This window comes from Streptomyces sp. NPDC107575 (genome assembly GCF_055657265.1).
Window position 1 is genome coordinate 479,426 of record NZ_JBVKBG010000006.1, and the last position, 18,869, is coordinate 498,294.

General features: G+C 70.9%; 17 protein-coding genes. 3 read left to right on the forward strand and 14 right to left on the reverse strand.

Going from position 1 to position 18,869, the window contains the following annotated elements:
- Positions 1 to 262: 262 nt before the first annotated feature.
- The 9 genes from ACZ7L4_RS31640 to ACZ7L4_RS31680 form a co-directional block, all read right to left on the reverse strand.
- Positions 263 to 1,090, reverse strand: coding sequence for an HAD family hydrolase (locus ACZ7L4_RS31640; RefSeq protein WP_472107953.1), 828 nt, complete (start codon positions 1,088 to 1,090; stop codon positions 263 to 265).
- Between the two features lie 68 nt (positions 1,091 to 1,158).
- Entirely contained in the window at positions 1,159 to 2,430 is a 1,272-nt protein-coding gene (gene serS / locus ACZ7L4_RS31645; protein ID WP_472107954.1) for a serine--tRNA ligase, read from the reverse strand.
- Positions 2,431 to 3,071: 641 nt separating this feature from the next.
- Positions 3,072 to 4,007, reverse strand: a complete 936-nt coding sequence (gene pheA, locus ACZ7L4_RS31650; protein ID WP_472107955.1) for a prephenate dehydratase — start codon at positions 4,005 to 4,007, stop codon at positions 3,072 to 3,074.
- Between the two features lie 86 nt (positions 4,008 to 4,093).
- The gene (gene efeB, locus ACZ7L4_RS31655; RefSeq protein WP_472107956.1) at positions 4,094 to 5,386 is read right to left on the reverse strand and encodes an iron uptake transporter deferrochelatase/peroxidase subunit; all 1,293 of its coding nucleotides are present in this window, start codon (positions 5,384 to 5,386) and stop codon (positions 4,094 to 4,096) included.
- A gap of 8 nt (positions 5,387 to 5,394) precedes the next feature.
- A complete protein-coding gene (locus tag ACZ7L4_RS31660; protein ID WP_472107958.1) occupies positions 5,395 to 7,299 on the reverse strand; it encodes a copper resistance CopC/CopD family protein in 1,905 nt (634 codons plus the stop codon).
- Between the two features lie 16 nt (positions 7,300 to 7,315).
- Positions 7,316 to 7,780 carry a copper chaperone PCu(A)C gene (locus ACZ7L4_RS31665; protein WP_472107960.1) on the reverse strand — a complete coding sequence of 155 codons (465 nt, stop codon included), beginning with the start codon at positions 7,778 to 7,780 and terminating at the stop codon, positions 7,316 to 7,318.
- Positions 7,777 to 8,463: an SCO family protein gene (locus tag ACZ7L4_RS31670; RefSeq protein ID WP_472107962.1), complete on the reverse strand. Its 687-nt coding sequence runs from the start codon at positions 8,461 to 8,463 to the stop codon at positions 7,777 to 7,779. Before ACZ7L4_RS31670 ends, ACZ7L4_RS31665 begins: the two co-directional genes overlap by 4 nt.
- Positions 8,464 to 8,541: 78 nt before the next feature.
- Positions 8,542 to 9,282 carry a YcnI family copper-binding membrane protein gene (locus ACZ7L4_RS31675; protein WP_472107964.1) on the reverse strand — a complete coding sequence of 247 codons (741 nt, stop codon included), beginning with the start codon at positions 9,280 to 9,282 and terminating at the stop codon, positions 8,542 to 8,544.
- Positions 9,283 to 9,436: 154 nt separating this feature from the next.
- A complete protein-coding gene (locus ACZ7L4_RS31680) occupies positions 9,437 to 10,234 on the reverse strand; it encodes a hypothetical protein (RefSeq protein WP_472107966.1) in 798 nt (265 codons plus the stop codon).
- A gap of 191 nt (positions 10,235 to 10,425) precedes the next feature.
- Between ACZ7L4_RS31680 and ACZ7L4_RS31685 the strand changes: the two genes are divergently transcribed.
- Entirely contained in the window at positions 10,426 to 10,884 is a 459-nt protein-coding gene (locus tag ACZ7L4_RS31685; protein WP_472107968.1) for an ATP-binding protein, read from the forward strand.
- Positions 10,885 to 10,963: 79 nt separating this feature from the next.
- On the opposite strand, the gene ACZ7L4_RS31690 is transcribed toward ACZ7L4_RS31685, so the two are convergent.
- Together ACZ7L4_RS31690 and ACZ7L4_RS31695 are read right to left on the reverse strand one after the other, a co-directional pair.
- Positions 10,964 to 12,427: an aminopeptidase P family protein gene (locus ACZ7L4_RS31690; protein WP_472107970.1), complete on the reverse strand. Its 1,464-nt coding sequence runs from the start codon at positions 12,425 to 12,427 to the stop codon at positions 10,964 to 10,966.
- A gap of 125 nt (positions 12,428 to 12,552) precedes the next feature.
- Complete coding sequence (locus tag ACZ7L4_RS31695; protein ID WP_472107972.1) at positions 12,553 to 14,061, reverse strand: PP2C family protein-serine/threonine phosphatase; 1,509 nt, start codon at positions 14,059 to 14,061, stop codon at positions 12,553 to 12,555.
- Between the two features lie 534 nt (positions 14,062 to 14,595).
- On the opposite strand from ACZ7L4_RS31695, the gene ACZ7L4_RS31700 reads away from it, so the two are divergent.
- Together ACZ7L4_RS31700 and ACZ7L4_RS31705 are read left to right on the forward strand one after the other, a co-directional pair.
- Positions 14,596 to 15,291 (forward strand): bifunctional DNA primase/polymerase, encoded by a 696-nt coding sequence (locus ACZ7L4_RS31700; protein ID WP_472107974.1) that lies wholly within the window; start codon positions 14,596 to 14,598, stop codon positions 15,289 to 15,291.
- 56 nt (positions 15,292 to 15,347) lie between these two features.
- Positions 15,348 to 16,001, forward strand: coding sequence for a hypothetical protein (locus tag ACZ7L4_RS31705; RefSeq protein ID WP_472107976.1), 654 nt, complete (start codon positions 15,348 to 15,350; stop codon positions 15,999 to 16,001).
- A 239-nt stretch (positions 16,002 to 16,240) separates the two neighbouring features.
- On the opposite strand, the gene ACZ7L4_RS31710 is transcribed toward ACZ7L4_RS31705, so the two are convergent.
- The 3 genes from ACZ7L4_RS31710 to ACZ7L4_RS31720 all read right to left on the reverse strand — a co-directional run bounded on the left by ACZ7L4_RS31710 (position 16,241) and on the right by ACZ7L4_RS31720 (position 18,837).
- The gene (locus ACZ7L4_RS31710; protein ID WP_450811482.1) at positions 16,241 to 17,203 is read right to left on the reverse strand and encodes a DUF5926 family protein; all 963 of its coding nucleotides are present in this window, start codon (positions 17,201 to 17,203) and stop codon (positions 16,241 to 16,243) included.
- A 104-nt stretch (positions 17,204 to 17,307) separates the two neighbouring features.
- The gene (locus tag ACZ7L4_RS31715; RefSeq protein WP_359040562.1) at positions 17,308 to 17,946 is read right to left on the reverse strand and encodes an ATP-binding protein; all 639 of its coding nucleotides are present in this window, start codon (positions 17,944 to 17,946) and stop codon (positions 17,308 to 17,310) included.
- Between the two features lie 78 nt (positions 17,947 to 18,024).
- Entirely contained in the window at positions 18,025 to 18,837 is an 813-nt protein-coding gene (locus tag ACZ7L4_RS31720; protein ID WP_472107978.1) for a glycerophosphodiester phosphodiesterase, read from the reverse strand.
- Positions 18,838 to 18,869: the final 32 nt, after the last annotated feature.

Consider the following 18,869-nt stretch of genomic DNA (forward strand, 5'->3'; position numbering starts at 1 on the left):
TGGGTCAGCACGCCGACCGAGGCGTCCGAGGACCGGGAGAGGAGCGCGGCGATGTCATGCAGTAGTCCGTCGAGCTCCCGGCAGGGCGGCCCGAGGCAGGCTCCGGAGTAGTCATCGCACTCCGTCGAGCCCGTCAGGGAGGCCGCCCGGGGCGGCCGCTTCGAGCGCGTGTCCTTCTTCCGTGGCACGCGGGCCGCCCACCCTTCGCAGCGAGGGCCGGCCCCGGTTCAACCGGGACCGGCCCTCGCCGCATGCGGGCACATCAAGCCGCGAGCAGGCGCTCCAGCACCACCGCGATCCCGTCGTCCTCGTTCGACGACGTCACCTCGTTGGCCACCGACTTCAGCTCGTCGTGGGCGTTCGACATGGCCACGCCGTGGGCCGCCCACCCGAACATCGGAATGTCGTTGGGCATGTCGCCGAAGGCGATCGTGTCGACGGCCTTCGCCCCCAGGCGGCGGGCCGCAAGCGAAAGCCCGGTGGCCTTGGACAGGCCGAGCGGGAGCAGCTCGACGATTCCCTCGCCGGCCATCGTGACGCCCACAAGGCCGCCGGCGGCGGTGCGCGCCACCTCCGCCAGCTCGTCGTCGGTCAGGCCCGGGTGCTGCACGTACACCTTGTTGAGCGGCTCGGCCCACAGCTCCGCGAGCTCCGTGAACGGGACGACCGGGAGCGGCCCCTCCTGCACCTGGTACCCGGGGCCGACGATGACCTCGCCCTCGATGCCGTCACGGCTCGCGGCGAGCGCCAGCGGACCGATCTCGGCCTCGATCTTGGCGAGCGCGATCCCCGCCAGCTGCCGGTCGAGCGTCACCGAGGTGAGCAGCCGGTGCTCCCCCGCGTGATACACCTGAGCGCCCTGACCGCACACCGCGAGGCCCTCGTAACCGAGGTCGTCGAGGATGTGCCGGGTCCAGGGCACGGCCCTGCCGGTCACGATGATGTGCGCGGCGCCCACCGCGGTGGCCGCGGTGAGCGCGTCACGCGTGCGCTCGGAGACCGTGTCGTCGGAACGCAGCAACGTTCCGTCGAGATCGGTCGCCACGAGCTTGTACGGAAAGGCAGGGGCGAGGGGAGCGGGGTGGCTCACTTGGCGTTCGGCTCCAGGCTGTCGGGCTGTTCAGGCCGCGCGGGCCCGTCGGGCCGCTCAGTCTGCGATTACTTGGGGTCCAGGGTGGTGCGTCCCCCAAGGTACGGGCGCAGCATCTCCGGAACCCGCACCGAGCCGTCGGCCTGCTGGTGATTCTCCAGGATGGCGACGATCGTGCGCGGGACGGCGCACAGCGTGCCGTTCAGCGTCGCGAGCGGCTGCACCTTCTTGCCGTCACGCATCCGGATGGACAGGCGGCGCGCCTGGAACCCGTCGCAGTTCGAGGCCGAGGTCAGCTCGCGGTACTTGCCCTGGGTCGGGATCCAGGCCTCGCAGTCGAACTTGCGCGAGGCCGAGGAGCCGAGGTCACCGGTGGCGACGTCGATCACCTGGAAGGGCAGCTCGAGGCCGGTCAGCCACTGCTTCTCCCACTCCAGGAGGCGCTTGTGCTCGTTCTCCGCGTCCGCCGGGTCGATGTACGAGAACATCTCGACCTTGTCGAACTGGTGCACGCGGAAGATGCCGCGGGTGTCCTTGCCGTACGTGCCGGCCTCGCGGCGGAAGCACGGCGAGAAGCCGGCGTAGCGCAGCGGCAGCTGGTCCGCGTCGACGATCTCGTCCATGTGGTACGCGGCGAGCGGGACCTCGGAGGTGCCGACCAGGTAGTAGTCGTCCTTCTCCAGGTGGTACACGTTCTCCGCGGCCTGGCCGAGGAAGCCCGTGCCCTCCATGGCGCGCGGGCGGACCAGGGCCGGGGTCAGCATCGGCGTGAAGCCGGCCTCGGTGGCCTGCGCGATCGCCGCGTTGACGAGCGCGAGCTCGAGGAGCGCGCCGACGCCGGTGAGGTAGTAGAAGCGCGAGCCGGAGACCTTCGCGCCGCGCTCGACGTCGATGGCGCCGAGCGCCTCGCCGAGCTCCAGGTGGTCCTTGGGCTCGAAGCCCTCGGCGCCGAAGTCGCGGATCGTGCCGTGCGTCTCCAGGACGACGAAGTCCTCCTCGCCGCCGCGCGGGACGTCGGGGTGCACGATGTTGCCCAGCTGGAGCGCCAGGCGCTGCGTCTCCTCCTCGGCCTCGCGCTGCTCGGCCTCGGCGGCCTTGACGGCGGCGGAGAGCTCGCCCGTCTTCTTGAGAAGCTCCTGCCTCTCCTCGGGCGTGGCCTTGGGGATCAGCTTGCCGAGCGACTTCTGCTCGGAACGGAGTTCGTCGAAGCGGAGCCCGGACGACCTGCGCCGCTCATCGGCGGACAGGACGGAGTCGACGAGCGCGACGTCCTCTCCACGGGCGCGCTGGGAGGCGCGAACACGGTCGGGGTCCTCACGGAGCAGGCGAAGGTCAATCACCCCTCAAGGCTACCGTTGCCCGCTTCCGGCCCACGACCCGATATCCGTTGCACTCCCTTATGCCCTATTTGCCGGAATGTGAATTAAGGGTGGAGCGCGGCCGGAAAAGATCCACACCGGGCTCCCGGGTCGCGTCAAGGAAAGCTGCCCCTTTCCCTTGAAAGGGGCAGATGCGGCACTTCGCCTTGACCCGATCCCCTTGCCGTGAGCGGGACTTGGGGCCCGCTGTCCACAGTGACGCACAGGCCGGAAAAGTTATCCACAGGCTGTGAGAATGATCTGTGGATGCCGGAAGAGATCATTCCGAAAGCCACATGCGTAACGAAGAATTCCCCTCTCAAACCGCGCGCAAGCTCACTTTCGGGTGGAAATGCTTCACTCCAAAGAGTTGATCACGACAAATGCATGGACGAAGGGTGACCTGCCGGGCTGTGGACGCATCTGGGGGCTGTGGGCCGATTTGTCGACCAACCGGCACCTTCCTGTCGACTTGTCCCCAGGTCGAGAAGGCGCCCTGTGGATAACTTCTGTGGATGAAGAAAATCCGCTGGTAGGACCGGGTGTACAGGCAAAAAGGAGCCGGATCCGGCGGTGGACAACTCGGATCCGGCAGGGGTGTGCGGCCGACTACGGCCGAGGCGTCAGAACCGACCGTCCTGGCAGCGCGCCAGCCAGTCCGACGCCGCCACGAATTCGCCGTCCGAGGTTCCCGAACGCGGCGGGCGCACCTCCTCCACGGAGACACCGGCCCGCGGATAGGAACCGAGGAACCGCACCTGCGGGCACGCCCGCTTCAGCCCCATCAGCGCCTCCGCCACCCGGCGGTCCGCGATGTGCCCCTCCGCGTCGATCGCGAAGCAGTAGTCGCCGATGCCCGTGCCGGTCGGCCGGGACTGCAGCAGCACCAGGTTGACCCCGCGGATGGCGAACTCCTGGAGCAGCTCCATCAGCCCACCGGGGTGGTCCTCGCGCTGCCAGATGACGACGGAGGTCTTGTCCGCTCCGGTGGGCGCCGCGGGCCGGGCCGGCTTGCCGACGAGGACGAAGCGGGTCTGCGCGTTCTCCGCGTCGTGGATCTCGGTGACCAGCGGCACGAGCCCGTACTTCTCGGCGGCGAACTCGCCCGCGAAGGCGGCGTCGTAGCGCCCCTCCTGGACCAGGCGCGCACCGTCGGCGTTCGAGGCCGCGGACTCCCAGGTCACGTCCTCGGCCAGGTGGCCCTTCATCCAGTTGCGCACCTGCGGCTGGGCGGCCGGGTGCGCGGTGACCGTCTTGATGTCGGAGATCTGGGTGCCGGGACGCACCAGCAGGGCGAAGGTGATGTCGAGCAGCACCTCGCGGTAGATCATCAGCGGCTCGCCCGCCACCAGCTCGTCGAGGGTCGTGGTGATGCCGCCCTCGACGGAGTTCTCGATCGGCACGAACGCGGCCTCGGCCTCGCCGCTGCGGACGGCGTCGAGCGCCGCGGGCACGGACACGACGGGGACGAGTTCCCGGGTGGCCGTCTCCGGGAGCGTGCGCAGGGCGACTTCGGTGAAGGTGCCCTCGGGGCCGAGATACGCGTAGCTGGCTGGCATGGCCTCACCCTAATGCGCCCTACGGGGCCGGGCTCACGGATGCGTCACGGGCCACCCCACCCGGCGGCGGCCCCGCCCGGGCCCGCTCACCCCTCCAGCAACGACTGCCCCACATAGCCGCCATTCTCGGCGCCGCCCGGCACCGCGAAGAGCCCGCTCGCCTCGTGCCGGATGAACTTCGACAGGGCGTCGCCGCGGTCGAGCTTGCGTTGCACCGGCACGAAACCGCGCAGCGGGTCCGCCTGCCAGCAGATGAAGAGCAGGCCCGCGTCCGGGGCGCCGTCCTCGTCGTAGCCGTCGTGGTACGAGAACGGGCGGCGCAGCAGGGCGGACCCACCGTTCTGGTCGGGCCGGGTGATCCGGGCGTGTGCGTTGAGCGGGATGACGAGGTCGCCGCTCGCGTCCGTCTTCTCCAGGTCCGGCTCGGTGGTCTCCTTGCCGCCGGTCAGCGGGGCGCCGTTCGACTTCTTGCGCCCGATGACGTGCTCCTGCGCCGCCGTCGACAGCTTCTCCCAGTCGTCGAGGAGCATCCGGATCCGGCGGACGACGACGTACGAGCCGCCGCCCATCCACGCGGGGGACTGCGCGGAGCCCGAGTCCGGCACGAAGACCCGCTGGTTGAAGTCCTTGTCGGCGGGCTTGGGGTTGCCCGTGCCGTCGACCTGGCCCATCAGATTGCGGACGGTCATCGGGTGGGCGGTGGCGCCCGGCGAGCGGTTGAAGCCGTTCATCTGCCAGCGCAGCCTGGCCGTTCCACCCGTGTCCTTCTGGATCGCGCGCAGTGCGTGGAAGGCGACGAGGGAGTCATTGGCGCCGATCTGCACCCACAGGTCGCCGTTGCTGCGCGCCTTGTCGAGGTGGTCGGAGTAGAAGTCCGGCAGCGGGTCGAGGGCGGCGGGGCGCTGCTTCTCAAGACCCGTACGGGAGAAGAAGCTGTGCCCGAAGCCGAAGGTGATCGTCAGCGACGAGGGGCCCGCGTCCCGGGCCACATCCGTGTCGTCGGAGGCCGAGGGCTCGCCCGCCATCAGCCGCTCGGCCGTCGCCGACCAGCGACGCAGCAGGGCCGCCGCCTCCTTGCGCCCGGCGCCCGCCGCCAGGTCGAACGCGACGAGATGGCCGCGGGACTGCATCGCGGTGGTGATGCCGGGCTGATGTTTCCCGTGAAACATCACCTCGTCCGCCCCGATGGTGGTCAACGTGGCCTGCTGCTCGGGGGAGTTCGAGGACGCCACGGCGTACCCCGCGCCCGCACCGACGGCGCCGAGGGCGACGCCGGTGGCACCCGCCGTCCCGATCAGACGGCGCCGCGAGATGCCCGCGGACCGCGGGGAGTCCTCGGTGCGGCTCGTGGCGTCCGTCGTGTCAGTCGTGTCTTTCATGGGGCGGGTCAGCCGATCTTCGCGTTCTTGTTGATGGTGATCTGGTCGATGTCCGAGGTGCGCACGGTCAGCGCGACCTTCCAGTCGCCCGCCACGGGGATCTGCACACCGCTCGCCGTCCAGTGTCCTGTGGCGATGTGGTCGGGCACGACGGGCAGCGGCCCGATCTTCTTCGCCTCCTGGGTGAGGGCGATCTTCACCTCGGGGACGTCGAATGCCTTGCCGTTCGGCCGCTCTATGTAGAGGTGCATCTCGTTGTTGCCGGTGCGGCCGGGGTCCATCTCCAGGAGGGCGGTGCCCTTGCCGTCCGCGCCGCCGGTGTCGAACGGAATCTTCAGGGAGACCGGCCCGGTCTGCGCCTGCGCGGCCGAGGTGGCGGACTTGGCCTCCTCCTCGGTGCGGCCGGGCTCGGTGGACGTCAGCACGGTGGTGACGCCGAGCAGGACGACCGCGATGCCCGCCTCCACGAGCACCGAGCGGCGCAGCCCGAAGCGGTGCGGATCGGCGTCGCGCACCCGCTTCTCGCGCGCGCTCGCCATCGCGGCACGCTGCCGGGCGAGTTGGGCGGCGCGCTTCGGGTCCGCGCCCTTGCCCCCGGCGGCCACGGAGACCGGCTCCTTCTCCTCGGACGCCTTCTCCTCGGTCACCGACGTGGCGGCCACGGTCTCGGGCAGCCGCGCCGTCCACTTCCGGGAGATCCAGGCGACGCCGACGAGCACGGCGACGAGCCCGACCTTCACCATCAGCAGCTGCCCGTACGAGGTCCCGGTCAGCGCCGACCAGGAGCCGACCTGGCGCCACGACTGGTAGAGCCCGGTCGCGACGAGGACGAGGACGCTGCAGAAGGCGACCCGCGAGAAGCGGCGCACGGCCGAGCCCTCGATGGTCGGCACCCGGTACAGGGCGACGAGCAGCGTGGTCAGCCCGCCGAGCCAGGCCGCGACGGCCAGCAGGTGCAGCACGTCGACGGGCATCGCGAGGCCCGCCTGCAGGCCGGTCGAGGCGTGCTCGGCCATGGCCCAGGTGGCGGCGAGCCCGGCCGCGACGACGGCGCCGCCGACGGAGAGCCCGAAGGTGAGGTCGTTCCGCTCCTTGGCCTCCGTGTCCTCGCCGCCCTCTTCGGCCTCCTCGCTCTTCTTCGCGTACGCCCCGAAGAGCACCGCGATGAACAGGGCGGCGGCCGCGAGCAGCAGCAGCCGGGACGTGAGCGCGGCGCCGGTCTTGGTCTGCAGGACCTGCCCGAGCAGCGACATGTCGAAGATGTCGCCGAACGTCCCGGACCCGGTGTACGACCCGCGCATCAGCAGCATGGCCAGGGTGGCGGCGGTGAGCGCGGTCCAGGCGCCGACCACGACGCGCTGCACGGGCCTGCTGCCCGCACCGCGCCGCCAGCATCCGAGCACGAACGCGGCGCCGCCCACGAGCAGCGCGAAGCCCGCGTACGAGACGTAGCGCGCGACGTCGTAGATCCCGCCGACGACACCCCCGCCCGCGTTCTGGTCGGCCACCACCGCGGTCGTCTTGGAGGGGGCCCCGATGGAGAACGTGTAGGCGCCGGCGACGGGGTGGCTGTCGGCGGAGACGACCTGGTAGGCGACGGTGAACGTGCCGTCGGGCAGCCCGGAGTGCAGCCCCACCGCGTAGGTCGTGCCGCCGGGGTGGGTGATCTTGCCGTCGTCGACGCGCTTGCCCGCCGGGTCGAGCACCCGGACCGCGCCGTCGGAGATCGCGACGCTCTCGGAGAAGGTGAGCGACACCTTCTTCGGCGCCGAGTCGACCACCGCTCCCTGCTTGGGATCGCTCCGGGTCAGGGCGGCGTGCGCGGACGCGGGCGCGGCGCCGGCCAGGAGCGCGCCGGTGACGGCGAGGAAGAGCAGCACCAGCTGCCAGGTGCGGGGAGCGATGGTCTTCACGTACGAGTCAGCCCCTTCAGTGCGAAGCGTGCGACGGGTTGTAGGTGGCGACCTTCACCGGGAAGGAGACCTTGACAGTCCCGGACTTGGCGAAGTGCAGCTGCACCGACACCTTGTCGCCCTCCGCGGGCTTGCGCTTCAGGTTCTCGAACATGAGGTGATTGCCGCCGCGTTCGAAGTCGAGCTCGCCGTTCGCGGGCACGGCGAAGGACTTCTGCTCCTTCATCACGCCGCCCTTGGTGGTGTGCAGGGTGACCTTCTGGGAGATGCCGCTGCTCACGGACGTGAGAGTGTCGGCGGCGCCCTTGTTGTGCACGGTGAAGAACCCGGCGGCCATGTCGCCCGAGGCCGGTTCGGGGATGAACGCGCCCTCGACCTTCACGTCGGGCTTGTCGGCGGCCTCGGAGCCGGAGCCGCAGGCGGTCAGGGCGAGCCCCGCCGCGAGCGTGAGGGCGCCGAGGGCGATGGGCGTACGCCTCACGGCTTCTCCCCCTTGACGATCTTGGGGAGGTCCTTGGTGTAGTCGTCGACGGTGGCGTCCTCGCCGTACAGCACGTAACCGGCGTCGTTCTTCGGCGAGAAGGCGATGACCTGCGTGCCGTGCATCGACACGAGCTTGCCCTTCTTGTCCTTCTGCGTCGGCTCGATGGAGATGCCGAGCGTGCGGGCACTGCCCTGGATGGTGGCGAAGTCGCCGGTCAGACCGATGAAGTCGGGGTCCTGCGCCTTGAGCCACTTGCCGAGCACGGACGGGGTGTCGCGGTCCGGGTCGGTGGTGACGAAGACGACCTGCAGCTTGTCCTGCTCGGCCTTGGGCAGCGACTTCTTGGCGACGGCGATGTTGCTCATCGTCAGCGGGCAGACGTCGGGGCAGTGCGTGTAGCCGAAGTAGATCAGCGTCGGCTTGTTCTTGGTCTGCTCGCGCAGGTCGAACTTCTTGCCGTGGGTGTCGGTGAGGACCAGGTCCGGCTTCTTGAACGGCTTGTCGAGGACCGTCGCGGCCTTCTGCGAGCCGCCCGAGTCGGCGGACACCTCGGCGACCGGCTTGCCGCTGTCGTCGCCGCTGCCGCAGGCGGACAGGGCGAACGTCGCGACGGTGACGAGCCCGACCGCGGCCAGCAGGCTCTTCCTGTTGAACGTCGTGTTCTTGCGGGGGTTGCGCATAGAAAAATGTCCCAGATGTGAGGTGGCCGGCGGGTGCCGGGGTCGCCCACCGCGACCCCGACACCCACCGAAGGTGGCTCAGCTGTTGGTACGCCGACGGCCCGCCATGACGCCGAACGCCACACCGGCGGCGCCGACGACGATGCCGACGATGCCGAGGGTGCGGGCGGTGGTGTCGCTTCCGGAGCCGTCGGAATCCGTGGTCGCGGCGGCTGCCTCCTTCTTGTCGCCGTCGTCGGAGGCGCCCGACGCACCGTGCCCGTCGTCCGCCGCGGCGGAGAGCTCGAGGGCGGGAGCCGGGAACTCCGGCTCCTCCTGGCCCTTCTGCTGCGGCTCGATCCAGCGCACGACCTCCTTGTTGTCGTACGTCTGGAGCGCCTTGAAGACGAGCTGGTCGGTGTCGGTCGGCAGCTGTCCGATGGACACCGGGAACTTCTGGAAGTAGCCGGGCTGCACGCCCTTGTCCTTGCCGGAACCGGTGGCGGTCCAGGTGACCTTGGAGACGGCCTCGGTGATCTTCTCGCCGTGCATCTCCATCGGCTTGTCGAGCTTCGTCTTGGTGACGTCGGCCTTCCAGCCCGGAACGGGCTCGGGCATCACCGAGGCGAGCGGGTGCTCGGTCGGGAAGTTGACCTCGACCTTGGTGGTCGCGGCGTCGTCGCGCTCGTTGGGCACCTTGAAGTCGACGACGGCGTAGTCGCCCTTGGCGGCCTCGCCCTCCGGCTGCACGCTCACGTGCGCGAAGGCGGGGGCGGACACGAGGACGACGGAGGAGACGGCGGCGGCACCGACGAGAGCGGCGCGGGACATCTTCTTCATGACAGGGAGAACTCCACGTTCAGCGGGATCCAGCGAAAGGTGAGTGGGCGCGACCGCGAAACACCGCACCACGTGGGCGGCGAACAAGCGGGTACGCGCGCGTGCCGCACGGCACGGCTCACCCCCGCAGTACGCGGTGGAGTGTGCGTGCCGTTCAGGCAGCGAGAAGGAACGTGTCGGCCGCGGGTGGCCCGCGCCGCCGCACGGAGTGCTGAAGCGCCGCGGTCCGCAGCGCCGGTGGTTCGTCGAACCCGGCACGGGCGGCGCGCGGCATCCCGGGCGCACCCCGGAGCCCGGCCCTGAGCGCGCGTACGAGGCCGAGGGCGGCCCGCAGCGAACGGACGGGCGCCGCGAGGGCGACGCCCTGCGCGGAGAACCGCGAGAGCCGCACGATGCGGCTCAGCGCGAGGTCGCCGTGGCGCAGCAGCCAGCCGGCGCCGGCCGCGGCGAGCAGGTGCCCGAGCAGCATCGGGAGGGACGGCAGCAGCGACATCGTGGAGTCGGCCGCGCCCGCCATGTGGTGCGCCTGTCCGGAGCCGGACGGCACGCGCGCGTTGTCGAGGATCCGCTGGGCCTGCGCCGGGCTGAGCGTCGACGCGCCCGCCCCGCACATGAGCCGCGCGGCCCGCTCGACCGCCGAGGGTCGGCCGGAAGCGACGGCCTCGTTCATGGCGTGCTGCTGGCCGAGCCCGAAGAGGCTGTGCAGCGCGATCTGCCCCGCCCCCAGCGTGGCGGCGATGCCCGGCAGCGACCGCTCGCGTCCCGTCAGCGGCAGGGCCACACAGAAGACGGCGAGGAAGCCGAGCGACAGCGTCCACAGCGGGACGGTGGCCGTCGAACCGAGGACGTGCCCCGCCGCGGACAGCATGACGCAGACCGCGGCGAACACCGCGGCCCTGAGCAGCCGGAGATCGGCCGCGCTGCGCGCCTGGCGCTCGTGGGGGGCAGACATGGCGGCCTCATCATCGCACTGGCTTCACACGCTCCATACGGCAGGTCCGCAAGGTCGCAAATCTCCCGTACACCGACGACCCCCATATGCGCGTCGGCCGTATGGGCGTCATCACGTCAACTGAGCGATTGCGCCGGGCCGGTGGTGGCAATACGTATCGGTATGTCGAGTCGCGGCCGGGAGGCGGGAGCATGAGCATCTGGTGGTCCCTCCAACTGCGGCGCGACGCCGCGAGCGTGCCGCTCGCCCGGCGCCTCCTCATGGGCACCATGGAGACCGCGGGCGTCGACCCGGACGTCTCCTACGACCTGTCGGTCGCGCTCAGCGAGGCGTGTGCGAACGCCGTGGAGCACGGCGGCGCGGCGACCAGCGAGGCGTCGGACGCGTTCCGGGTCACCGCGTACCTGGACGGTGAGCTGTGCCGCATCGAAGTGGCCGACACCGGCCCCGGCTTCACCGCGACCGGTGGGCGCGCGGCGGTGGCGGTCCGCCCGGCGCCCGACTACGCGGAGCACGGTCGCGGCCTGTGCCTGATCCAGGAACTCGCCGACCATGTGCACTTCGTGAACAGACCCGGCAAGGGCGGCGCCGTGGTCAGCTTCGACAAGATCCTCAAGTGGCGGAAGGACGCGCCGCTGATGGCGGTGTGAGCGGGGTTCCGCACAACAATTCGCACAACAAGTAGGGCCGCACTGGGAAGTGCGGCCCTACTTGTTGCGTTTTAGGTGCTCAGCCCTTCAGGCGGGCCATCCACGCCTCGACCTCGTCGGCCTTGCGGGGCAGCCCGGCCGACAGGTTCTTGTTGCCGTCCTCGGTGACGAGGATGTCGTCCTCGATCCGGACGCCGATGCCGCGGTACTCCTCCGGCACCGTCAGGTCGTCGGCCTGGAAGTACAGACCGGGCTCGACCGTGAGCACCATGCCGGGCTCAAGCGTGCCGTTCACGTACGCCTCGGTGCGCGCGACCGCGCAGTCGTGGACGTCCATGCCGAGCATGTGACCGGTGCCGTGCAGGGTCCAGCGGCGCTGCAGGCCCAGCTCCAGGACGCGCTCGACCGGGCCCTCGACCAAGCCCCACTCGACGAGCTTCTCGGCGAGCACCCGCTGCGCGGCGTCGTGGAAGTCCCGGAACTTGCCACCCGGCTTCACGGCCGCGATACCGGCCTCCTGGGCCTCGTACACGGCGTCGTAGATCTTGCGCTGGAGCTCGTTGTACGTGCCGTTGATCGGCAGCGTGCGCGTGACGTCGGCGGTGTAGTACGTGTGCGTCTCCACACCGGCGTCGAGCAGCAGCAGGTCGCCGGAGCGGACCGCGCCGTCGTTGCGGACCCAGTGCAGCGTGCAGGCGTGCGGGCCCGCGGCGCAGATGGAGCCGTAGCCGATGTCGTTGCCCTCCACGCGCGCGCGAAGGAAGAACGTGCCCTCGATGTAGCGCTCGGAGGTGGCCTCGGCCTTGTCGAGGACCTTCACGACGTCCTCGAAGCCGCGCACGGTCGAGTCGACGGCCTTCTGCAGCTCGCCGATCTCGAACGCGTCCTTCACGACGCGCGCCTCGGAGAGGGCGACCTTCAGCTCTTCGTCGCGCTCGGCGGTGACCTTGTCGGTCAGGGCGGCCTCGACGCCGGCGTCGTAGCCGCGCACGACGCGCGTGGGGCCGGTGACCTCGCTCAGCTTGTCGGCGAGCTCGCGCACGTCGGAGGCCGGGATGCCGTAGTGCTTCTCGGCCTCGGTCAGGGAGTGGCGGCGGCCGACCCACAGCTCGCCCTGACCGTCGAGCCAGAACTCGCCGTTCTCCCGGTTGGAGCGCGGCAGCAGGTAGAGCGTGGCGTCGTGGCCGCCGGACTTCGGCTCCATGACGAGGACGCCGTCCTCCGTCTGGTTGCCGGTCAGGTAGGCGTACTCGACCGAGGCGCGGAAGGCGTACTCCGTGTCGTTCGAGCGGGTCTTGAGGTTGCCCGCGGGCACCACGAGGCGCTCGCCCGGGAAGCGGGCGGACAGGGCGGCACGGCGGGTGGCGGTCTCGGCGACCTGCGGACACGGCTGCAGGTCGTGCAGCTCGGTGTCGGCCCAGCCGGACTTCATGTTCTCGGCGAGCTCGTCGGACACGCCCGGGTAGAGGCCGTTCTTGCGCTGCTTGATGGGCTCGTCGCCCTCAGGGGCTTCCGGGATCTCCGGGTTGAGCTCCTCCGACACAGTTCCTCCTCGACGCGGCGGGCCCGGTGAAATGCCTGGATATGGCATGTGGGCCCCCTCCATCGTACGAGCGTCCGGAAGGGGGTCCAGGGCCGGAGGGCCTGTTGCACAGAGCACCTCGGAGGTCACTCGAAGCGCGCCGCGAGCAGCACCACGTCCTCCTCGCTCTCGACCGCGTCGAGGCCGTCCGGGAGCACCGCCCGCAGCACGTGGTCGGCGATCGCCCCGGGGTCGTCACGGATCGCCTTGGGCACGGCGGAGGCGGCCGCGTGCAGTCGGGCGAACGCGCGGTCCATGGGGTCACCGGTGCGCCGCAGCAGGCCGTCCGTGTAGAGCAGCACGGTCTCGCCCGGCACGGGGGTGATCTCCACGCTCGGCGCCTCCCAGCAGGCGAGCATCCCGAGCGGCGCGGAGAGCGTCGTCTCGGCGTACTCGGTGCGCCGCTCGCCGATCACCAGGGGCGGGCTGTGCCCGGCCCCGGCGAGGACGATCTTGCGCTGGGCGGGCTCGCAGTAGGCGAACAGGGCGGTCGCGCTGCGCGCCGGCTCGGTCAGGCGCAACAGAAGCTCCAGATCGGACAGGACCGCCACCGGGTCCTCCCCTTCCATGACCGCGTACGCCCGCAGGGAGGCGCGCAGCCGGCCCATCGCGGCGACCGCGCTCGCGCCGGAGCCGCTGACCGAGCCGACCGCGAGCCCGAGCGCCCCCTCGGGCAGAGGCAGCGCGTCGTACCAGTCACCGCCGCCGCGCGGCCCTGTGCGGTGCCGCGCGGCGAGCTGCACCCCGGCGACCCGGGGCAGGCGCGGTGGCAGCAGCTCGTCGGCGACGGTGCGTGACCACGCGCGCGTGCGCTCCAGCTCCAGGAGGCGGGCGAGGTGTTCGGTGGCGTAGCGCGCGTACAGGCCGATGAGGTGGCGCTGGCGCTCGACGGGCTCGGCCGGTTCGTCGTAGAGCCAGACCGCGGCGCCGAGCCGGCCGGCCGCCTCGGTGGCGAGCGGCATCGTGTAGCTCGCGGCGTAGCCGAGGCGCGCGGCGACCTCGCGGTGGCGCGGGTCGAGTCCGTCCTCGGCGAGCAGATCGGCGTGCGCCTCGGGCTCGGCGGACAGCCCGTCGAGGATCCGGCCGTACGAGGTGGAGCCGCGCGGCACCGTCTCGATGTGCCCGAGGTCGGGCCTGGACAGGCCGAGGCCGACGGTGGTGTCGGGGCCCCGCCCGTCGCCCGGTTCCAGGACGACGAGTCCGCGCCGGGCGCCCACCAGAGCGGCTCCGGCGCGCAGCAGTTCGTGCAGCGCTTCCTCGAGTGCGGCCGTGCGCGCCAGCCGTTCCGTGAGTTCGTGCAGCGTCGTGAGATCGGAGACCCAGCCCGCGAGCCGGTCCTGGATCACGGCTCCGGGGGCCACGGCGGGGGGAGTGACCTGCGACACGGGGGGAGCGGGCGCGGCACTGGGGGCTGGAGAGGGAACCTGTCCAGGAGGGGAATCGATTCCGGCCACTTTCGGCAGGCGCGGGGTTGTCATGGCTTCCGGCTTTCCGACCGGTGCGTATTGCTCATTAGCATCGCAAACCCCCATGTCATTCTGCGCCGCTAGCAATGCCTCCACATGTACACGGACTCGTTGGGGGATGTCCAGCATTGTCCCGCCGGGAATCCTGGTGTCTGCCGTGGTCAAACGGCATTCGAGGAAAAACGATCTTTGTTCTCATATGTGATCCCGCTCCGATCCCGAGCTGATCCTGATCGTTCGAAGATGGCCAAAAACTGCCTGAGGGAAGCGCTCATTGCGGTCGACTGGCATTGTTCAGCTGTGGTCGACAGAGCGTCATGGCGGCCGTGATGGGTACGTAGTCCGTGAAGACCAGGGGCAGTTGGGATCCGCCCGGAACCTGGTGACGGAACCGGGCGTCATAACCATCGGCGACCGTGTCCCATCCTCCCGCGGCGGAGGCGGCGAGAAATACGCGGGACGGCAAACGCCAGGCGCCGCCACCCCACGCCAGGCTTTTAAAGCACACAGCAGGCGCTCGGACTATAGGGGTACAACCCTGCCTCGGGCCGGTGGTTCCGGCTGGGGTGTGGCGCTCCAACACGTACGCGCAGTGACTGATCGACACATGGTGTGATGTGGCCCATAGCGTTCTCTTCGGTCTACGGAAAGGAACGAGCGCTCATGCGCGAGATCCTCGGAAGGCGACGCAGGCTCCTGTCCAGGCGTGACAACGGGAAGTCTGACCTGATCAGCGCGGCCCTCACGTTCGCGACAGCGTGGCAGTGGCCGGTTCTGCCGGGAATAGGGCTCGAAGCGGGAGGCCGTCGTGACGGCGTCCGCTGCGCCTGCCCCGACCCGGAGTGCACGGTGCCCGGCGCGCACCCCTTCGACCCGGGGCTGCTCGCCGCGACGACCGACGAGCGCATGGTCCGCTGGTGGTGGACGAACCGCCCCGAAGCGCCGATCGTGCTCGCCACCGGCGCCCCGTCCGGGGCCTCGGAGGGGCGCGCGCCCTGTGCCGTGAGCCTCCCGGCCGTCGCGGGCGCCCGCGCGCTCGCCGCGCTCGACCGCAGGGACGTCCGGCTCGGCCCGGTGATCGCGACGCCGGAGCGGCTCGCGATCCTCGTGGCGCCGTACTCGATGGAGCAGCTCGGCGAGCTCCTGTACGCGCAGGACTTTGTACCCGGATCGCTGCGCTTCCACGGCGATGGCGGGTATCTCGCCCTGCCGCCGTCGATCTCGGGTGCGGGGCAGGTGCGTTGGGAGCGCGCGCCGCTGCCCGGCTCGGCGGCCCCGTGGGCGCCGGATGTGGAGGCCGTGGTCGGCACGGTGGTCGACGCCCTCACCCGTACGGGTGTGAGCGCGCCCGAGTTGTAGCGGAATCCGGCGCGCGGCGGGCCGGTGGGCGGGGTGCGCGCCGATATCTTCGGCGCATGCCTGCCGCGCCACGCTCCCCCCAGCTCCCGGACGAGACCGAGCGGGAGCGGCCGCACGCGCGGCTCCGGCTGTTCGGTCTGCTCGCCGTGGTGGTGCTGACGGCGGCGCTGCCGCTGGCGGGCGCCTCCGCCGGTCCGGTGGACGACGGGCCCACGCGGCAGCCGGCCACGGAGGCCAGGCCTGCCGAGGCCAAGGCCGCTGCGGGCCGGGCCGCCGAGTCCCAGGCCGCCGAAACGGCCAGCAAGGACGACAAACCGGCTGAGCGGGAGGCCGGAAAGCCCTCCCTGCTGACCGGTCTCGGCCTGACCACCGAGGCCCACTGCGGTCCCCAACTGTCCGCCCCGGACGGCATCGAGGCGCAGACCTGCGTGCTCGTCCAGGGGCACGACACCTGGGCGCGTACCTATTACCGCAACGCGACGGGCTCGGGTCTGACCGCCGTACTGACCCTGATGGCACCCGGTGGACGCACGGTGCAGTTGCACTGTGGCGTGGGTGCGGAGGACGAACCGGGGATGTGCGAGACACCGCGGGAACGTACGCGGGGAGAAGCCGGCCAGTACACGGCGGTGGCGGAGTACGCGAAGGGCGGGGAAGGCCCGCTGCTGCTGCGCTCCGGGAGCAACTCGGCGCCGTCGCACGGGGGTTGAGATCCGGCGGGCGCCGAGCACACATGGAAGCGCCCGGTTGCTGGCGACGGGGGATGCACCAGCAACCGGGCTACTTGAACGGTAACAAGAGATCGCCGGTTAGCAAATTCGATCTCTTCTATTCGGACATGGATTTACCTGCAACTACCGGGAGTTGTGACCCGGCTCACCTCGCGGTTCGGAGCAAATGTCCCGTCCTGGTGGGCTGACTGGTCGGTCAGCCCACCCGAATCTGTGCGTCAGCTGAGCGTCACCTGTCGGTTGGTGAGCCCACCGCGCGCGCGACGCTCGTCCGGGGTCAGCGGTGCGTCCGTGGCCAGCGCGCCGGCCAGTCGCTCGGCGAACTCGGCGGCCGGCTTCTCGATGTCCTCCGCCCGCACCGAGCTGGGCAGGTCCCAGACCGGAACGGTCAGGCCGTGCGCCCTGAAGGAGCCCACCAGGCGGGTGCCCTCGCCGAGCGACGACGTGCCCGCCGCGTGCAGCCGCGCCAGCGCGTCGAGCAGCTTCTCCTCCGCGTACGGCATGACCCACCGGAGGTGGTTCTTCTCCGGTGTCTCGCACCAGTAGGCGCTGTCCACGCCGGTCAGCTTCACCGTGGGGATCGCCGCGGCGTTGGCCCGCTCCAGGGAGGCGGCGACCTCGCCCGACGCGTTCTCGGAGTCCGGAACCCAGAATTCGAAGCCCGTGTGGACGATGGGCTCGAAAGTGCCCTCGGGGGCGAGCACGTCCTGAAGGCGCGGGCCGTCGGCCGGCGAGCGGCGGGTCTGAACCGGATTGCCCGGCTCCGCGGCCAGCGCGCGCAGCAGCGTGTCGGCCAGGTCGCGGCTGATGTCCCCGGACGGCGTCTCGTTCTGCAGGCCGAGCAGGACCGAGCCGTCGTCGCGGCGCAGCGCCGGCCAGGCCATGGGCAGCACGGTCGCGAGGGTCACCGAGGGGACGCCCTCGGGGAGGCCGTCCTTCAGGGTCAGCTCGACCGTCGCCGCGGGGACCAGCTCGCGCAGCGCGACCCAGTCGCCCTCGCCGGGCAGGCCCTCGAAGGGGCGCTGCACCAGCTCGGTCACCGCGTGCGCGGCGTCCCGGCCGTGGCAGGCCTTGTAGCGGCGACCGCTGCCGCAGGGGCAGGGTTCGCGGGCACCGACGACGGGGACCTCGCCTGCGGTGACGTGCGGCTTGCCCTTGGTCTGCGGGCGCTTCTTGGCCATCTTGGGTGTCTCCCGGATACGGCTCTCGTACGTACGGCGGCGAGCCTAGCCGCTCGTACTGACAAGAGGGGGATTCAGCCCAACTGGCCGCGCCCGGCCGGTTTTCAGCCCAGCTCGTCGAACGCGTCCGGGAAGGCCAGGTCCGCCAGGTCCCCGACCGGTGGCGCGGCCACCCGCGAGGCGAAGTCGTCCCGGCGCTGCGCCATGGCCTCCGCGTGGACGTCCTTGTGGACGATCACCCAGACGGTGACCTCGCCGCGCATGCCGTCGCGTACGCCCCAGTCGTCGGCGAGCGCCGTGATGATGTTGAGCCCGCGGCCGCCGTGCGCCGTGATCGAGGGTGTGGCCGGAATCGGGCGGGTGGGCCCGCCGCCGTCCGTCACCTCGACCGTCAGGCAGCCGCGGTCGTCGACGCGCCACGCGGCGCGTACGTCACCGTCGCCGGCCAGGTCGTCGCCGAGCGGCCGGCCGTGCCGGCACGCATTGCTGAGCAGTTCGGAAAGGATGAGAACTGCATCGTCGATGACCGTTTCCGGTACGCCGCTCATGCGCAGTTGTTCACGCATGCGACGTCTTGCCGCGCCCACGCCCGCAGGGCCATGGGGTACGGCCATGCTCGACGACGCGGGCACCTCCTGTGCCACCACCAACGCCACCCCCGAGACCTCCTTTGCCCCACGCCACGGTGTGAATGCCCCAATGGACTGGACCGGAAACCGGCCATCCCGCTTCCGGTGACGCACTCGTGACGATCGAATACGGTCCGAACGCGCCGGGGCACACCCTGTGACGGCGTGGGCGAAAGGTGGCCGGATTCCGCCTCAGGTCCTGCCGAGGTGGCGCAGCACCGCGGCGGGCCGATTGGTGATGATCGCGTCGACCTCCAGGCGCGCGCAGAGGTCGACGTCCTCGGGCTCGTCCACCGTCCAGACGTGGATCTGGTGACCCGCGCGCGCGAGCTTCTCGACGTACGCGGGGTGATTGCGCACGATCCGGATGCTGGGGGCCGCGATGTGCACGCCCTTGGGGAGGCGCCCTTCGCGGTGGCGGGGCGAGACGAACTGCATCAGGTAGACCGTCGGCAGCGTCGGGGAGGCCTCCTGGACGCGTGCCAGGGAGCGCGCGGAAAAGCTCATCACGCGCACGCGCGAAGGTTCGTCGATCGCCGGGGCGTCCAGGCCGAACCGCTTGAGCAGGAGCAGCAGCCGCTCCTCCACCTGCCCCGCCCACCGTGTGGGGTGCTTGGTCTCGATCGCCAGCTCCACCCGGCGTCCCGCGTCGGTGACCAGCTCCAGGAGGCGCTCAAGCGTCAGGACGGAGGTGTCGGAGGTGTCGGCCGCGCTGCCCGTCCAGTCGGGGACCTCGTCGTGGCCCTTCCAGGAGCCGAAGTCGAGGGCGGCGAGCTCCGAGAGCTCCAGCGTGGAGACGGCTCCACGGCCGTTCGACGTACGGTTGATGCGGCGGTCGTGCACGCATACGAGATGACCGTCCGCCGTCAGCCGCACATCGCATTCGAGGGCGTCCGCGCCGTCCTCGATGGCCTTCTTGTAGGCGGCCAATGTGTGCTCGGGGGCGTCCTGGGAGGCACCGCGGTGGGCCACGACCTGAATGCGCTGCTGTTGTGCGAGGGTCACCGCGTCATGGTGCCACCGCGCGGCGCGCGACC

Excerpts from the sequence above, each read along its gene's own strand:
- ACZ7L4_RS31675 (WP_472107964.1), bottom strand. The coding sequence starts at position 9,282 with ATGAAGAAGATGTCCCGCGCCGCTCTCGTCGGTGCCGCCGCCGTCTCC.
- pheA (WP_472107955.1), bottom strand. The coding sequence starts at position 4,007 with ATGCCAGCCAGCTACGCGTATCTCGGCCCCGAGGGCACCTTCACCGAA.
- ACZ7L4_RS31710 (WP_450811482.1), bottom strand. The coding sequence starts at position 17,203 with ATGGCCAAGAAGCGCCCGCAGACCAAGGGCAAGCCGCACGTCACCGCA.
- ACZ7L4_RS31700 (WP_472107974.1), top strand. The coding sequence starts at position 14,596 with ATGCGCGAGATCCTCGGAAGGCGACGCAGGCTCCTGTCCAGGCGTGAC.
- ACZ7L4_RS31705 (WP_472107976.1), top strand. The coding sequence starts at position 15,348 with ATGCCTGCCGCGCCACGCTCCCCCCAGCTCCCGGACGAGACCGAGCGG.
- efeB (WP_472107956.1), bottom strand. The coding sequence starts at position 5,386 with ATGAAAGACACGACTGACACGACGGACGCCACGAGCCGCACCGAGGAC.
- ACZ7L4_RS31685 (WP_472107968.1), top strand. The coding sequence starts at position 10,426 with ATGAGCATCTGGTGGTCCCTCCAACTGCGGCGCGACGCCGCGAGCGTG.
- ACZ7L4_RS31670 (WP_472107962.1), bottom strand. The coding sequence starts at position 8,463 with ATGCGCAACCCCCGCAAGAACACGACGTTCAACAGGAAGAGCCTGCTG.
- ACZ7L4_RS31680 (WP_472107966.1), bottom strand. The coding sequence starts at position 10,234 with ATGTCTGCCCCCCACGAGCGCCAGGCGCGCAGCGCGGCCGATCTCCGG.
- ACZ7L4_RS31695 (WP_472107972.1), bottom strand. The coding sequence starts at position 14,061 with ATGCTGGACATCCCCCAACGAGTCCGTGTACATGTGGAGGCATTGCTA.